Below are 13,959 nucleotides of genomic sequence, written 5' to 3'. Positions count from 1 at the left end.
GGGACCAGGTTTCACAAGCGCCTGGCCCTACCGTGCTTCGATCAGTAGTGGTGCCAGCGATGCCAGCGATGGTGCGGATGCCAGACGTGGACCGGAGCGTGCCAGTAGTGGTAGCGCGGGCGCACGATGACGACGCCGCTCGGCACGCAACGTCCCCATCTGTTCGGATGCCAGCCGATGCCGCAGCCCCAGCGGACATGCTCGACCGATGCCTGGGCGGCCGGCTGGGCAACGGACACGATGGGCATTGCGCTGGACGCGGTGGCTGTCACGACCGTTCCGCTGAGGGCCAGCATAGCGGCTGCTGCGTAGTTTTTCAGGCGACTCATAATTGGACTCCGAGTGCTTTCGAGTTTGAAGATGGCCGCCCTGCATGGTGCGATCGGGCAGGCTTGTCCCTTCGCATCGTTAAACGGCGTCTCCGGCCTTTTCCGTCGGTCGTCATGGCGATTTTTTCGGCGCAACGGCGGCGCGGCGTTCCATATGGCGCAGCAATGCCTGTGCCAGCACGCTCCGGTTTTCGTGTGACGTGTTCGCCGCGAAGTCGACAATGGCCTGTTCAAGCCGGCTGCGCACCGTCACATCGGCATTGCGTGCCCGCTCCAGCGCGGCGGACAAGGCGGCCTTGTCCATGACAGGCTGCTGCAACAGGTCCGCTGCCTCCTGCCTCGCCTGCTGGCCATCTAGAATGATCTGCCGGGACTCCACGCGAACCTGGCGCAGCGCCAGGCGGAACGCCTTGCGGTCCTGGTTGGGAAGCTGTCGGCCAGCCGATTCCAGCGAGACACCCGCGCCCGCTTTGGCATTTCTCAGCCAGACCGCACCGCCGGCAAATGCGCCTGCAAGAAAGACGTTCAGCACCACGGAAGCAATGACCAGACCACGGATCCAGCGCGGGCTCATAGGTTTTCCTCACCGTTCTCGGCATCCGGGCCGGCATCGCCAAACGCCGTCACATTGGCATCCAGCACATAATGGTCCGGCTGGACCTCCGGCGTGACGATGGTCACCAGGGCCAGTCCTGCCACGGCACCGGCCAGACCAATGCCGGCAAGTCCAAGTCCCAGCCACCAGAACCACTGACGCCGGCGCTGGCCGAGGTGCCGGCCGGCAGCCTGCAGAATGCTGCTATGCAGTACCTTGTCCGGGGCGTCGACGCGGTAGCTGTCGAGCAGCGCGTCAAGTGTCCCGGCCTGCCTCAAGATGGCCTTGCCCGCGCCGCTCGCGGCAAAGGCCGTGCCGGCCATTCGCTCAGCCTCGGGCCATCGCCGCAAGTCGCCGCCATAGGCCTGGGCCAAGGCGGCAAAGCGCCTGGCATCCATTTCGTTTCTGGACCCTTCAGCCATGTGTCTCCTCCTTGCCCGTAGGCGCCGAGCGCCAGGCGGCACCAGCAAGGCGCAATGGCCGTAGTGCGTTGGTGCTTGCCCGGTGCTTACTCATCGGCGCCATCCCCCGTCAGGATCGCCTGCAGCGACCGCCGGCCGCGCGCAAGCAGGCTCTCCAGGGCATCGACGCTGATCTGCAAGGTCGCTGCCGCCTCGATATTGGACATCTCCTGATAATAGACCAGAACGATCGCTTCGCGCTGACGCGGCGCTATGGCTTGCAGTGCCCGTTCGACCCGAAGCGCGTCCTCTTGGCGAGGGGCGTCGGGAAGTGCCGCAGGGTCGACCACGTCCGGCAGGTCGCCGGTCACCCACTCGCGCCTGCGACGCAGCCGGTCGTAGCAAAGGTTGAGCGTCACCCGGTGGATCCAGCTGTCGAAGCGCGCATTGCCGCGCCGCCAGCTCGCGGCATGGCGCCAGATCCGCACGAAGGTTTCCTGCGCGACATCCTCGGCCTCCGCCGCATCGCCGAGCATGCGCACGGCAAGCGCCAGTATACGTGGCAGCTTGCGCGCGACGAGCGTTTGCACGGCTGCGGGCTCGCCGGCGCCAACACGGCGAACCAGCTCCTCGTCCGGATCCGCAGCCATCAGTCTGCGCACTCCCGATGTTCATCGCGCGTCATTGCCTCTTGGTCATTGTTCCTGCTTGGGAGCGGTTTTGTGGCCCGGCAGTTCGTCGGCCGTTAAAATGCCGTCGGCATTCTTGTCCAGCCGGGCGAAGCGCCTGGCGAAGAATGCATCGAGTTCGGCGCGATCGATGAAGCCGTCATGGTTGGAATCGATCCGCGCGAAGGATTTGGCGGCGTCGCCTTTGGCGTTGCGCTTCGTCTGAAAGGCCTCCCACTCCAGCAGGCTGATCTTGCCGTCGCCGTCGGTATCGGCCGCCATGATCGCCTTCTCGCGCCGCTTCTGGAATTTGGCCAGCGTGATGTCGGACCTGGTCCCCGAAGCGCCTGGCGCGGCAAGTGGCGCGGCCGTTGGCGGTGCAGGCGGCGTCGCTGCCTGGGCGAAAGCCGCAACGGTCTGCAAACTCAAGGCAACGACTGATATCGAACGACTGATCATGTTGTGCGTCTCCAGGTTGGCGCGACGCAGACGGCTTGTGCCGCAATCGCGCTTCAACCGTTAAACGCCGCGACCCGGAAAATCCGTCGGTCGCGCGTGCTGATCCGTTCATGCCCGGACAACAGAGGGTGCCCATCCCGACCTGATCGGGATGGAAGAAACTCTAGTCCGACTGGTCGGCCGCAATCAGTTGTTCGGGCTTGAACCCGGCATGTTGCGGGGTCCACACCTCGCCCTCGCGATTGAACCAGTGGCACAGATACATGCCCGAGGCTGCGCCATCGCTGATCGTCATCCTGGGGCCTCCGGATTTCAGCCTGACGACGTCTCCGGTCTTGAAATTGTTGGGCATTTTTTGACCTCCCATGCTGAGGCCATGAGTTTCACACCAAACCGGGGTCTCGACAATGGCAGATCTGCCAGGCCGGCGTCGCAGTCCTTTGCACCAGCTGCGAAGGGGCAGACGACAAAACGGAGGAGGAATGGTGCCGCTTGCGTGACTCGAACACGCGACCCCCGCATTACGAATGCGGTGCTCTACCAACTGAGCTAAAGCGGCCCGGGAAGCCAAGGCCTCCAAGATGCGGCGGTGATAGACGCAACCGGGCGCGAATTCAAGATGCGACTTGGCAATTCCTGCGTCGGCGTCATGGCACCCTCGAAAGCCGGCCGCCGCCGCCTTGTCCGCGAGTCAATCGCCAAGGGAATACGGCGCACGGTGCGTGCGCTCCCTGTGCGCGAAAATCGGCGAAGCATGCTGATTTTGTTGCCGGAACAGCGCCGGAATGGACTTTGCACACCTCTGCGAGGCAGAATACGCCGCTCGCCCGTTGATTGATTGGTCGCCTGCGGCTAACGATCACGGCAAGGTTGGCAAAGACAGAGGGACCTGCTTGGACGCGATCGAAAAAGCGATCCGGAACGCCTTGGAGAAAGGCAATGCCGAGGACCGCGCGTTCCGCGAGAGAGTCTATCGCTCGGCTTTTGCCGCGCTCGATCGCGCGCTCCAGGCCAATCCCGGTGTGACCGTTGAGGTCGCCATCAAGCGCCGCAAGGCAATCCAGGCGAAAATCACCGAAATCGAATCCGAGTTCCTGCCGGCGGTGCCGGATGCCGGCCCGCAGGGCGATGCACCGGCGGTCGAACTCGGAGCGGACCCGGCGCCCGCGGTCGAAACCGGCCGACAGGCATCGTCCCCCGATGTCGTCGTCGACGGACCCGTGCAATCCGCTGCCGATGCGCCGCGCTCCCGCGTCCTGCCCGTCGTTCCCGATATCATGCCGGACGCCACGCTTCCCGATGCTCCGGCCATCGACATGTCGGTTCCGGCCTCGGCCGGTGCGACGACGGAAGTGGCGCCCGACCGCGATGAACGGCGCATAAGGGGGCGTCGCCTGCCGCTGACCGCCATCTTCCTGACCGTGACACTGCTCGCCGCGGTTGGCATCGGCCTGTTCTTCGCCGTGCAGACCGGCGTGTTCAAGACATCCGCGCAACTCGACACCGCCCCGCCGCAGGCACCGCCGACCGTCGAGGACGACGATTTCACACCGGCCGACGGCGGTCCGGCAAAACCCGGCGCCGCGGACCAGGCGCGCGACTGGATCAATGTGTTTTCGCCGGCCGATGCATCCCATGTCAGCGCGCCGTCCGACGCCAGGGCCGAGGTGATGAAGGACGATACCGGTTCGTTCCTGCGCATCCGTTCCGGCGCGTCCGGTTCGGCGATCAGCTTCGACGTCGGACAAGGCGTGCTGGAGAAACTGGCCGGCAAACATGCCGTGTTCGACATCATCGCCCGCTCCGAGGAAGGCAAGGAGACGCAGATTTCGGTCGACTGCAATTTCGGCGAACTCGGCGATTGCGGCCGCAAGCGCTATGCGGTCGGCCAGCAGCAGAACGAATATCTGTTCGATGTGCAGTTTCCGGACAAGCGTCCGGGCTCGGCCGGCACCATTGCCATCAATTCCGACTTCGACAAGCAGGGCAAGGCCGCGGACATCTACGAAATCCGCGTTTCGATCGAGCCGTAAGAGCGCCGAACGGTCTAGCGGTCGAGCAGCGCCTGCAGCGTCTCGATGCGGTCGGCCTCGTTGGCCGGCTTGTCCCAGCGCAGCCGCGAAATGCGGGGAAAGCGCATGGCGACGCCGGATTTGTGCCGGGTCGAGCGGTTCAGCCCTTCGAAGGCGACTTCCAGCACCAGGCCGTTGTCGCGGTCGGCCCGCACCGAGCGCACCGGCCCGAAACGCTCGATCGTGTTGTCGCGGACATATTTGTCGATCTGCTTCAACTCCTCGTCGGTGAAGCCGAAATAGGCCTTGCCGACCGGCACCAGTTCCTCCTCGCCTTCGGCACCTGTCCAGACACCGAACGTATAGTCGGAATAGAAGCTCGAGCGTTTGCCGTGGCCGCGCTGGGCATACATCAGCACCGCGTCCACCGTGTGCGGATCGCGCTTCCATTTGAACCACGGGCCTTTCGGGCGGCCGGCGACATAGGCTGAGTCCCAGCGCTTGAGCATGACGCCTTCGATAATCGGATGCGGTGGCACCCGGCGCAGTTCCTCCAGCGTTTGCCAATCCGTGAAGTCGACGAATGGCGAAATATCGAAACGGCTCGGGTCGAGCGTCCCGACAAACGCTTCCAGCCGGCCGCGCCGCTCGCGAAACGACAGCGCGCGCAGATCCTCGCCGCCGACCTGGAGCAGATCGTAGCAGCGCATGAAGGCCGGGTATTGCTGCTGCATCTTCGGTGTCACCGTCTTGCGGTTCAGCCGCTGCTGCAGATCCGAGAACGTTCCCGTCGCCTGCCGGGGATCGCCGACAAGCAGTTCGCCGTCCAGCGTTGCGGAAAAATGCATGGCATCGGCGAGGTCCGGAAAGGCACCCGAAACGTCATCGCCGGTGCGCGAATAGAGCCGGCGGATGCCGCCCTCGGCCACCGCCTGGACACGGATGCCGTCCCATTTCCATTCGGCGGCATAATCAGCCGGATCGAGCTTTTCGAGATCGCCGTCACCGACCGGGTTCGACAGCATCACCGGGCGAAACAATGCCAACGCCGTGTTCCTGGGCTTTTCGGCCTTGCCCTCCAGCCACGCGAACAGCGCTGTGTAAGGCGGCGACAGCCCGTGCCAGAGCTCTTCGATCTCGGCGACTTCGACCTTGCCGAAATCCGCCAGCGCCTGTTTGGCCAGACGCGCCGACACGCCGATGCGCAGCCCGCCGGTGACCAGCTTGATGATGGCAAAGCGCGCCGAGATGCCGGCACTGTCGAGCAGCCCTGCCAGCACCTTCGGCCCGTCGGAGCGGCTTGCCGCCTGCAGCCTGGCAACGACTTCGCCAAGCGTCGGCTCGCGGTTCGCGATGTTTCCGGGCGTTTGCGGCCAGACCAGCGACACCGTTTCGGCGAGATCGCCGACATAGTCGTAGGAATAGCCGAACAGCACCGGATCCATGCGTTCGGTGACCAGCATGCGCAGCATCGCCGGCTTGACCGCGGCAATGTGGAGATCGCCGGTGATGGCGGCCAGCGCCAGGCCGCGATCGGGATCCTCCACGGTGCGGAAATAGTCGGTCAGCAAGGTCAGCTTGCCGTTGCGCGACGGCGTCAGCACCAGGCGGTCGAGAAGTTCGGCGAAGCGGTTCATGGTGACACTACTGGATGGGCTTGGCACTTCGGCACACCCCCCTCTGTCCTGCCGGACATCTCCCCCGCAAGGGGGGAGATTGGCAGCTTCGATGCCAGCACTCTCCTTGCGCGGTTGGTGATTAGCGAAAGCGGCGGTGACATCTGATCTCCCCCCTTGCGGGGGAGATGGCCGGCAGGCCAGAGGGGGGTGTGAAGGATCGCGGCGCCGGTGATTGGTGGATCAGCAACTAGCATCAATCGCCCTCGTCCTCGTACCCCACCAGGTGCAGTGGTCGCGCCGCGATGCCTTCGAGCTCGCACCAGCGCACCAGCGCTTCCTCGCGGCCATGCGTCACCCAGATCTCCTCGGCTCCGGTCTCCTTGACGGTGGCGGTCAGCTCATCCCAGTCGGCATGGTCCGAGATGATCAGCGGCAGTTCGACGCCGCCTTGCTTGGCGCGCTGGCGAATGCGCATCCAGCCCGACGCAAAGCACGAGATCGGATCGGGAAAGCGCCGCGCCCAGCGGTCGGCGAAGGCCGATGGCGGGCCGACGACGATGGCGCCGGTAAAATCATCCTTGCCCCCGCTTTCGACGGTTGCCGGCTCCAGTTGCCCAAGGTCTATGCCTTGGCTCTGGTAATACTCACTGAGTTTGGCCAACGCGCCATGGATGTAGAGCGGCCTGTCGTAGCCGGCGTCGCGCAACAGCCGCATCACCCGTTGCGCCTTGCCCAGCGCATAGGCGCCCACCAGATGTGAGCGTTCGGGGAACTGAGCTGCCGATTTCAGCAGGCGGGCGATTTCTTCTGTGTCGGGGGGATGGCGAAACACCGGCAGGCCGAAGGTCGCTTCGGTGATGAACACATCGCACTGGATCGGCTCGAATGGCGCGCAGGTCGCGTCTCTCTGCCGCTTGTAGTCGCCGGAAGCGACGATGCGCGTGCCCTGATGCTCGACCAATATCTGCGCCGAGCCCAGCACATGGCCGGCTGGATGGAAGCTGACGCTGATGCCATTGAGTGCAATCGTCTCGCCGAGCTGTGCCGCTTGCGTCGTGCCAGCGAAATTCTCGCCGTAGCGCAGGCCCATAATGTCGAGCGTCTGCCGCGTCGCCAGCACCGAGCGGTGGCCGGAACGTGCGTGATCGGAATGGCCATGCGTGATCAGTGCCCGGTTGACCGGCCGCACCGGGTCGATGAAGAAATCGCCCGGCGGGCAATAGAGGCCCTCGGGCCGGGGATGAAGCAGGTCGCTGGCGCGCATGATCCCCAAGATAGGATATAATTCCGCGGCGGGAAGCCTGTTGTAACTCACTGCTGACTCCCGCATAGAGCACCGCCGGCTCGATCCGCCGGCAGGACCCATCGCCATGAAACCGCTTCAGGCCTCGTCCGGCGACTTGAACGCCGATCGTCGTGCCGATTATGCCGAGATGCTGCACGCGGATGGCGATCACGCAGCAGCGGCGGAATTGCTGCTCGGCGCGCTGGAAATGACACCGCAATGGGCCATGGGCTGGTTTCGCCTCGGTGAGATGCAGCAGGCGGCGGGCGCGGCGGATCTGGCTGCACAGGCCTGGACGATGTCGCTGCAGCTCGATCCATCGGATCGTCAAGGCGCTGCACTGAACCTGCAATTGATCGGCAAGGCGCCGGCGCTCGACGCGCTCCCCAGCGCCTTCGTCGAGACACTGTTCGACCATTATGCCGAGAGCTTCGACGAGTCCCTGGTCGGCAGGCTGGGGTACCGGCTGCCTGAGATGCTCGACCAAGCCATTCGAGCGGCAAGGCCGGGCCGCTTCGCGCTGGCGCTCGATCTTGGCTGCGGCACCGGCCTGACGGGACAGAGGCTGCGGCCGATCGCCGACCGGCTGGAGGGATATGACATTTCGGCCAGGATGCTGAGAAAGGCGCGGACCAAGGGCGTCTACGATTTCCTCGATAAGGCCGATCTGCGGGATTTTCCCTATGCCGGTCCGAAAGCCGATCTGGTGACGGTGGCCGATGTTTTCATCTATGTCGGCGCGTTGGGCGGCGTGGTGAAGACGATTGCCGGGCTGCTGGCCACGGATGGCCTGTTCGCATTTTCCGTGGAGACGCTGGCTGGCGACGGCGATTTCATGCTGCTGCCGTCGCGCCGCTATGCGCATGCGCAACACTATGTGCGCGAGGTCCTGGCCGCCAACGGGCTTTCGGTCCTGTCACTGGAACCAACCGTGATCCGGCAGGATCGCGGGGAACACGTCAACGGGCTGATCGTTGTGGCCGGGGCTCCGAACTCAGCCTAGCAAAGACCTGGCGACAGCCAGTTCGGCGGTGTCCGCCGTTTTGCCGGGCAGCGCGATAGGAATTTTTTCTTGACATCCTGCCCTCAGCTATGATACATTTTCGCCCATGGTGCTGATTTGTGCCAGTCACCCGCCGCACAGGCGGTTTTTCGTTTGATGCTCCGTCAGCCACGCGCCGGCCAAGGCTCCGAAGGAACCCTTTGCCCCGAACTCGCAGCCCTGCCGTTGTGGCAGGCAAGCTGCCGGCGAAGGGGTCTATCGCCACCTCGCAAACATTCTTGCTGTGAAAAAGTCCGATTTGCATGCGCGACTGATATTTGCGATCTGCTCGCATCAGGGTGGGATATCAGGAGGAGCATAGTCGATGCGCTGGAACATGATGATCTTGGCCTCTTGCCTGCTGACCGCCGGCTGCGTCGGCGGCACTTCGATGTCGGAACAGCAGGATGCGAACGTCCAGTCCTCCCTGCAATATGACAACGTGCCCTGCGACCAGTTGCTGGCGCAGCGCAACGGCTTGGCGCAGCAATACAACCTTCCGACGAAGGCCAAGCCGACCTTCTCCAATCCGGCGATGGGCTTCGGCCCGTTCACGCCTGACATGCGCTCCAAGGCCAAACGCGATACCGACAAGGCGAGCGGCGAGATCGATGCCATGAACCGGTCGATTGATCGCCGCGACTGTGAGCATCCGGACAAGCAGAAGAAATTGGCGCTGCCTGGTTAATACCCTGCCTCGCGGTCCACCAGATTGTTGAGCTTTTCGCCGCGCTCGAAGGCGTCCATCTGGCGCAGCATAATCGGCGCCAAATGGACAGGGTCGGAGGTCGCCGCCGCATGCGGCGTCACGAACACTTTTGGATGCCCCCACAGCGGACTGGTCTTCGGCAGCGGTTCGACCTCGAACACGTCGAGGCTTGCCTCCTTCAATGTGCCGTCATCCAGTGCCCGCAAAATGTCGGCATCCTTCTGCAGGCGGCCGCGTCCGGCATTGATCAGCACAGAGCCGCCGAGGCCGTTGCGTTTGCGCAATTCCTTCAGCACGCCATAGTTGATGATGCCCTTTGTCTCCGGCGTCAGCGGCAAAAGCACGACCAGGATGTCGGTTGCCTTGAGGAAGGGGATCAGTCCAGCCTCGCCGGAATAGGTCGCGACGCCTTCCATGGCCTTGTCGGTGCGCGACCAGCCATTGACGGCAAAGCCGAGCGACAAAAGCACCGAGGCCGCGGCGCGGCCGAGACTGCCGAGGCCCATGATGCCAACCGAAATGTCACCGGCCGGCCTTTGCTGCGGCTCGTGCCAGATCTTCTTCGGCTGCTGCGACCGGTAGAGCAGGCCTTGGCGGTGATGGTCGAGCACCCGCCAGACCACATATTCGGTCATGTACTGGGTCAGGTTGTCGGCGACGACCTTGACGATCGGCACATCGGGCAGGCCGGGATCGGCGAAGATATGGTCGACACCGGCGCCGATCGAAAAGATGGCGCGCAGATTGGGCAGCGACGCCAGAATGTTCGGCTTCTGCTTCCACACCACGGCATAGGTGATCGAGGGGTCGCTGGCGCCGTCGGGCTCCAGCACCACCTCGCGCTCGGCCGACAGGAGCTCGCGCCAGCGCTGCGGATGAAAGCCGGTGACGGCAAGCAGGATACGGCCTTTTTCCATTGCGGTCTTTTAGTCCCTCTCTACGCAAATCACTCGCTGACGATGCCGACCGGTGCCGTCTCGATCTTGAAGGCGGCCGAGATCAGCGCCCGAGTATAGTCGGTTTGCGGATTTTCAAAAATCTGCTGGGAAGGGCCGGCTTCGACGATCCTGCCATTGCGCATGACGATGACGTCGTTGGCCAGCGCCCGGATGACTTTCAAATCATGGCTGATGAAGAGATAGGCGAGGTCGTGCTTGGCCTGCAGGCTGCGCAGCAGGTCGACGACCTGCGCCTGCACGCTCATGTCGAGCGCCGATGTCGGCTCGTCCAGCATGACGAAGCGCGGATTGAGCACCATGGCGCGTGCGATGGCGACGCGCTGGCGCTGGCCGCCGGAAAACTCGTGCGGATAGCGGTTGCGTGTCGCCGGATCGAGCCCGACCTCCTTCAGCACGGCGGCCACCTTGTCGTCGCGCTCGTCGGGCGACAGCTTCGGCTCGTGGATCTTGAGGCCTTCCTCGATGATCTCGGCGATCGACATGCGCGGGCTGAGCGAGCCGAACGGATCCTGGAAGACGATCTGCAATTCGCGCCTGAGCGGCCGCATGGCGTTGAAGGACAGCTGGTTGATGTCGCGCCCGTTGAACTGGATCGTTCCGGTCGACGAGATCATTCTTGCCAGCGCCAGGCCGAGCGTCGTCTTGCCGGAGCCGGATTCGCCGACCACGCCCAGCGTCTGGCCGGCGCGCACGGTGACATCGATGCCGTCCACAGCCTTCACATTGTCGACGGTGCGGCGGAAGAAGCCCTGCTTGATCGGGAACCAGACCTTTATGTCCTTGCCGGTCATGACAGGCTTGGCGGCGGCATTGGCGGCCGGCGGCTTGCCCTTCGGCTCGGCCGCCAGCAGATGCCGCGTATAGGCATGCTGCGGATTGGCGAAGATCTGCTTGGTCGGCCCGGTCTCGACGATCTTGCCCTTGGTCATCACGCAGACGCGGTCGGCAATCTTGCGCACGATGCCGAGATCATGGGTGATGAACAGCATCGACATGCCCTTGCGGCTTTTCAAGCCGGCCAGCAGCTCAAGGATCTGCGCCTGCACGGTGACGTCGAGCGCCGTTGTCGGTTCGTCGGCGATCAAAAGTTCGGGCTCGTTGGCCAGCGCCATGGCGATCATCACGCGCTGGCGCTGGCCGCCGGACAATTGGTGCGGATAGGCATCGAGGCGCTTGTGCGGATCGCGGATGCCGACCTCGTTGAGCAGGGCCAGTGTGCGTTCCTTGGCCGGGCGGTCGGCCATGCCCTGGTGCAGCTTCAGGATCTCGACGATCTGCTGCTCGATCGTGTGCAGCGGATTGAGCGAGGTCATCGGCTCCTGGAAGATCATGGTGATCTTGTTGCCGCGCACCTGCCGCAACTGCTTTTCGCTCATCGCCAGCAGGTCGGCGCCCTGGAACACGATCTTTCCCGAGGGGTGGCTGGCGCTTGGATAGGGCAGCAGCTTCAGCACCGAAAGCGCCGAGACCGATTTGCCGGAACCGGATTCGCCGACCAGCGCCACCGTCTCGCCCTTGGCGATGTCGAACGAGATGTGGTCGACAGCCGTCGACTGGCCGCCTCCCTGGCTGAAGGCGACGCTGAGGTCCTGTACGCTGAGCAAGGGGGCTTCGCTCATCTGAACGTCTTGCGCGGATCGAAGGCGTCGCGCGTCGCCTCGCCGACGAAGACCAGCAGCGACAGCATCAGCGAGATGACGACGAAACCGGAAATGCCGAGCCACGGCGCATTGAGGTTGCGCTGCGCCTGCTTGAGCAGTTCGCCGAGCGAGGCGGAGCCGGGCGGCAGGCCGAAACCAAGGTAGTCGAGCGAGGTCAGCGTCGAGATCGAGCCTGAGAGCAGGAAGGGCATGAAGGTCAATGTCGCCACCATGGCGTTGGGCAGCAGGTGCCGGAACATGATGGTGCGGTTGGGCACGCCGAGCGCGCGGGCCGCGTTGACATATTCGAAATTGCGGGCGCGCAGGAATTCGGCCCGCACCACACCGACCAGCGCCACCCACGAGAACAGCAGCATCAGGCCGAGCAGGATGAAGAAGCCCGGCGGCAGGATGGCGGCGACGATGAGCAGGAGGTAGAGCACCGGGATGGCAGACCAGATTTCGATGAAACGCTGGAACAAGAGATCCGTCCAGCCGCCGAAATAGCCTTGCACGGCGCCGGCCGCGACGCCGATCAAGGCCGAGCCGGCGGTCAGGATCAGGCCGAACAGCACCGAAATGCGGAAGCCGTAGATGACGCGCGCCAGCACGTCGCGCGCCTGGTCGTCGGTGCCCAGCCAATTCCAGTTGCCGACGATACAGGCGGGGTCGGCGGCACCCTGCGGATACTGGTTGCAGCGCTTCGTGGCGTCATACTGCCAGGACGGCTTGGCCGGTGCTGCTTCCGGAATGGCGTTGTTGACGGTCTGATAGGAGTAGCGCACCGGTGGCCAGATCATCCAGCCATTGGCATTGATCTCGTCCTGGATGACCGGGTCGCGATAATCGGTGACGGCATAGAAACCACCGAATTTTTCCTCGGGGTAGGCGACCAGGACGGGAAACAGGATCTCGCCCTTGTAGGAAGCGATGATCGGCTTGTCGTTGGCGATGAACTCGGAAAACAGCGACAGCACGAACAGGACGAGGAAGATCCACAGCGACCAGTAGCCGCGCCGGTTGGCTTTGAAATTCTGCAGGCGGCGCTTGTTGAGCGGCGACAGAAACGGCCGCTTTATCCGCGCGGGTGCCGCGTCCACGGGGACTGTAGCCTCCGACATCAAACGTCTCTCCGCTCGAAATCGATGCGCGGATCGACCCAGGTGTAGAGCAGGTCGGACAACAGACCGACGAACAGCCCGAGCAGCGAGAAGATGTAGAGGTTGGCGAACACCACCGGATAGTCGCGCTCGACCACCGACCGGAAACCGAGCAGGCCGAGGCCATCGAGGGAGAAGATGTTCTCGATCAGCAGCGAGCCGGTGAAGAAGGCCGAGATGAAGGCGCCGGGAAAGCCGGCGATGACGATCAGCATGGCGTTGCGGAAAACATGGCCGTAGAGCACCTGCCGTTCCGACAGGCCCTTGGCGCGCGCCGTCACCACATACTGCTTGCGGATTTCTTCGAGGAACGAGTTCTTGGTCAGCAGCGTCGTCGTGGCGAAGGCAGACAGCACCAGCGCGGTCAGCGGCAAGGTCATATGCCAGAAATAGTCGACGATCTTTCCCCACCAGGACAATTGATCCCAATTGTCCGAGGTCAGGCCGCGCAGCGGAAACCAGTCCCAGAACGACCCGCCGGCAAACAGCACCATCAGCATGATGCCGAACAGGAAGCCCGGAATGGCATAGCCGACGATGACAACGCCGCTCGTCCAGACGTCGAAGGGGGTTCCATCCTTGACCGCCTTGCGGATGCCGAGCGGGATCGAGATCAGGTAGGACAACAGCGTGATCCACAGCCCGATCGAGATCGACACCGGCATCTTTTCCAGGATCAGGTCGAGCACCGAAATGTCGCGGAAATAGCTGTCGCCGAAATCGAAGCGGGCATAGTTCCACAGCATCATGCCGAAGCGCTCGAGCGGCGGCTTGTCGAAGCCGAACTGTTTCTCCAGCTTCTTGATGAATTCCGGATCGAGCCCCTGTGCACCGCGATATTTCGAACTGACGTCACCGGCGGCATCGAAATTGCCGCCAGCACCCGCGTCGCCGCCACCACCGCCGAGGCGGTCGCTGCCGCCCTGATTGGTCAGCCGGGCGATGACCTGTTCGACCGGGCCGCCGGGGGCGAACTGGATAACGGCGAAGGATATTGCCATGATGCCGAACAGCGTCGGGATCATCAAAAGGATGCGACGCAGGATATAGGCGCCCATCAGGCCTTCTGCCCTCGTTGAGC

At 63.7% G+C, this 13,959-nt stretch carries 15 protein-coding genes and 1 tRNA gene; 3 read left to right on the top strand and 13 right to left on the bottom strand.

Going from position 1 to position 13,959, the window contains the following annotated elements; genetic code table 11:
* Positions 1-41: 41 nt before the first annotated feature.
* The 7 genes from EOA19_RS30090 to EOA19_RS30060 all read right to left on the bottom strand — a co-directional run bounded on the left by EOA19_RS30090 (position 42) and on the right by EOA19_RS30060 (position 3,011).
* Positions 42-329 (bottom strand): hypothetical protein, encoded by a 288-nt coding sequence (locus tag EOA19_RS30090; protein WP_023811460.1) that lies wholly within the window; start codon positions 327-329, stop codon positions 42-44.
* A gap of 112 nt (positions 330-441) precedes the next feature.
* The gene (locus tag EOA19_RS30085) at positions 442-903 is read right to left on the bottom strand and encodes a periplasmic heavy metal sensor (protein ID WP_023811459.1); all 462 of its coding nucleotides are present in this window, start codon (positions 901-903) and stop codon (positions 442-444) included.
* A complete protein-coding gene (locus EOA19_RS30080) occupies positions 900-1,346 on the bottom strand; it encodes a hypothetical protein (RefSeq protein ID WP_023811458.1) in 447 nt (148 codons plus the stop codon). The genes EOA19_RS30085 and EOA19_RS30080 overlap by 4 nt, the downstream gene beginning before the upstream one ends.
* 86 nt (positions 1,347-1,432) lie before the next feature.
* A complete protein-coding gene (locus EOA19_RS30075) occupies positions 1,433-1,975 on the bottom strand; it encodes an RNA polymerase sigma factor (RefSeq protein WP_023811457.1) in 543 nt (180 codons plus the stop codon).
* Between the two features lie 45 nt (positions 1,976-2,020).
* Positions 2,021-2,452 carry an acid-shock protein gene (locus EOA19_RS30070; RefSeq protein ID WP_023811456.1) on the bottom strand — a complete coding sequence of 144 codons (432 nt, stop codon included), beginning with the start codon at positions 2,450-2,452 and terminating at the stop codon, positions 2,021-2,023.
* A 163-nt stretch (positions 2,453-2,615) separates the two neighbouring features.
* The gene (locus tag EOA19_RS30065; protein WP_023811455.1) at positions 2,616-2,804 is read right to left on the bottom strand and encodes a DUF2158 domain-containing protein; all 189 of its coding nucleotides are present in this window, start codon (positions 2,802-2,804) and stop codon (positions 2,616-2,618) included.
* A gap of 131 nt (positions 2,805-2,935) precedes the next feature.
* Positions 2,936-3,011: transfer RNA gene (locus EOA19_RS30060), tRNA-Thr, on the bottom strand.
* A 334-nt stretch (positions 3,012-3,345) separates the two neighbouring features.
* On the opposite strand from EOA19_RS30060, the gene EOA19_RS30055 reads away from it, so the two are divergent.
* On the top strand, positions 3,346-4,485 hold the full coding sequence (locus tag EOA19_RS30055; protein ID WP_164893077.1) for a hypothetical protein: 1,140 nt from the start codon (positions 3,346-3,348) through the stop codon (positions 4,483-4,485).
* A 14-nt stretch (positions 4,486-4,499) separates the two neighbouring features.
* On the opposite strand, the gene EOA19_RS30050 is transcribed toward EOA19_RS30055, so the two are convergent.
* Both EOA19_RS30050 and EOA19_RS30040 read right to left on the bottom strand, forming a co-directional pair.
* Positions 4,500-6,101, bottom strand: coding sequence for a cisplatin damage response ATP-dependent DNA ligase (locus EOA19_RS30050; RefSeq protein WP_128305656.1), 1,602 nt, complete (start codon positions 6,099-6,101; stop codon positions 4,500-4,502).
* A gap of 235 nt (positions 6,102-6,336) precedes the next feature.
* Positions 6,337-7,347 (bottom strand): ligase-associated DNA damage response exonuclease, encoded by a 1,011-nt coding sequence (locus tag EOA19_RS30040; protein WP_128305655.1) that lies wholly within the window; start codon positions 7,345-7,347, stop codon positions 6,337-6,339.
* A 106-nt stretch (positions 7,348-7,453) separates the two neighbouring features.
* Between EOA19_RS30040 and EOA19_RS30035 the strand changes: the two genes are divergently transcribed.
* A complete protein-coding gene (locus EOA19_RS30035) occupies positions 7,454-8,371 on the top strand; it encodes a methyltransferase domain-containing protein (RefSeq protein WP_023811450.1) in 918 nt (305 codons plus the stop codon).
* 364 nt (positions 8,372-8,735) lie between these two features.
* Complete coding sequence (locus EOA19_RS30030) at positions 8,736-9,098, top strand: hypothetical protein (protein WP_128305654.1); 363 nt, start codon at positions 8,736-8,738, stop codon at positions 9,096-9,098.
* Here EOA19_RS30030 and EOA19_RS30025 read toward each other — a convergent pair.
* Genes EOA19_RS30025 through EOA19_RS30010 form a run of 4 tightly spaced genes read right to left on the bottom strand, consistent with a single transcriptional unit; the run spans position 9,095 to position 13,936 of the window.
* A complete protein-coding gene (locus tag EOA19_RS30025) occupies positions 9,095-10,036 on the bottom strand; it encodes a glyoxylate/hydroxypyruvate reductase A (RefSeq protein WP_128305653.1) in 942 nt (313 codons plus the stop codon). The two genes, EOA19_RS30030 and EOA19_RS30025, sit on opposite strands and share 4 nt — an antisense overlap.
* Before the next feature lie 29 nt (positions 10,037-10,065).
* Entirely contained in the window at positions 10,066-11,697 is a 1,632-nt protein-coding gene (locus tag EOA19_RS30020; RefSeq protein ID WP_128305652.1) for an ABC transporter ATP-binding protein, read from the bottom strand.
* A complete protein-coding gene (locus EOA19_RS30015; RefSeq protein ID WP_127411440.1) occupies positions 11,694-12,839 on the bottom strand; it encodes an ABC transporter permease in 1,146 nt (381 codons plus the stop codon). The genes EOA19_RS30020 and EOA19_RS30015 overlap by 4 nt, the downstream gene beginning before the upstream one ends.
* Positions 12,839-13,936 (bottom strand): microcin C ABC transporter permease YejB, encoded by a 1,098-nt coding sequence (locus tag EOA19_RS30010; RefSeq protein ID WP_013527941.1) that lies wholly within the window; start codon positions 13,934-13,936, stop codon positions 12,839-12,841. Before EOA19_RS30010 ends, EOA19_RS30015 begins: the two co-directional genes overlap by 1 nt.
* Between the last annotated feature and the right edge of the window lie 23 nt (positions 13,937-13,959).

This window comes from Mesorhizobium sp. M7A.F.Ca.US.010.02.1.1, assembly GCF_004023085.1.
Lineage (GTDB): Bacteria > Pseudomonadota > Alphaproteobacteria > Rhizobiales > Rhizobiaceae > Mesorhizobium.
The sequence above is the reverse complement of the archived record's forward strand: the minus strand, read 5'-3'. Positions and strand labels throughout refer to the sequence as shown.

What these genes read in the sequence shown, in the direction of transcription:
- EOA19_RS30065 (WP_023811455.1), bottom strand. Translation starts at nt 2,804, where the DNA reads ATGCCCAACAATTTCAAGACCGGAGACGTCGTCAGGCTGAAATCCGGA.
- EOA19_RS30010 (WP_013527941.1), bottom strand. Translation starts at nt 13,936, where the DNA reads ATGGGCGCCTATATCCTGCGTCGCATCCTTTTGATGATCCCGACGCTG.
- EOA19_RS30040 (WP_128305655.1), bottom strand. Translation starts at nt 7,347, where the DNA reads ATGCGCGCCAGCGACCTGCTTCATCCCCGGCCCGAGGGCCTCTATTGC.
- EOA19_RS30075 (WP_023811457.1), bottom strand. Translation starts at nt 1,975, where the DNA reads ATGGCTGCGGATCCGGACGAGGAGCTGGTTCGCCGTGTTGGCGCCGGC.
- EOA19_RS30070 (WP_023811456.1), bottom strand. Translation starts at nt 2,452, where the DNA reads ATGATCAGTCGTTCGATATCAGTCGTTGCCTTGAGTTTGCAGACCGTT.
- EOA19_RS30015 (WP_127411440.1), bottom strand. Translation starts at nt 12,839, where the DNA reads ATGTCGGAGGCTACAGTCCCCGTGGACGCGGCACCCGCGCGGATAAAG.
- EOA19_RS30080 (WP_023811458.1), bottom strand. Translation starts at nt 1,346, where the DNA reads ATGGCTGAAGGGTCCAGAAACGAAATGGATGCCAGGCGCTTTGCCGCC.
- EOA19_RS30020 (WP_128305652.1), bottom strand. Translation starts at nt 11,697, where the DNA reads ATGAGCGAAGCCCCCTTGCTCAGCGTACAGGACCTCAGCGTCGCCTTC.
- EOA19_RS30025 (WP_128305653.1), bottom strand. Translation starts at nt 10,036, where the DNA reads ATGGAAAAAGGCCGTATCCTGCTTGCCGTCACCGGCTTTCATCCGCAG.
- EOA19_RS30090 (WP_023811460.1), bottom strand. Translation starts at nt 329, where the DNA reads ATGAGTCGCCTGAAAAACTACGCAGCAGCCGCTATGCTGGCCCTCAGC.
- EOA19_RS30035 (WP_023811450.1), top strand. Translation starts at nt 7,454, where the DNA reads ATGAAACCGCTTCAGGCCTCGTCCGGCGACTTGAACGCCGATCGTCGT.
- EOA19_RS30085 (WP_023811459.1), bottom strand. Translation starts at nt 903, where the DNA reads ATGAGCCCGCGCTGGATCCGTGGTCTGGTCATTGCTTCCGTGGTGCTG.
- EOA19_RS30050 (WP_128305656.1), bottom strand. Translation starts at nt 6,101, where the DNA reads ATGAACCGCTTCGCCGAACTTCTCGACCGCCTGGTGCTGACGCCGTCG.
- EOA19_RS30030 (WP_128305654.1), top strand. Translation starts at nt 8,736, where the DNA reads ATGCGCTGGAACATGATGATCTTGGCCTCTTGCCTGCTGACCGCCGGC.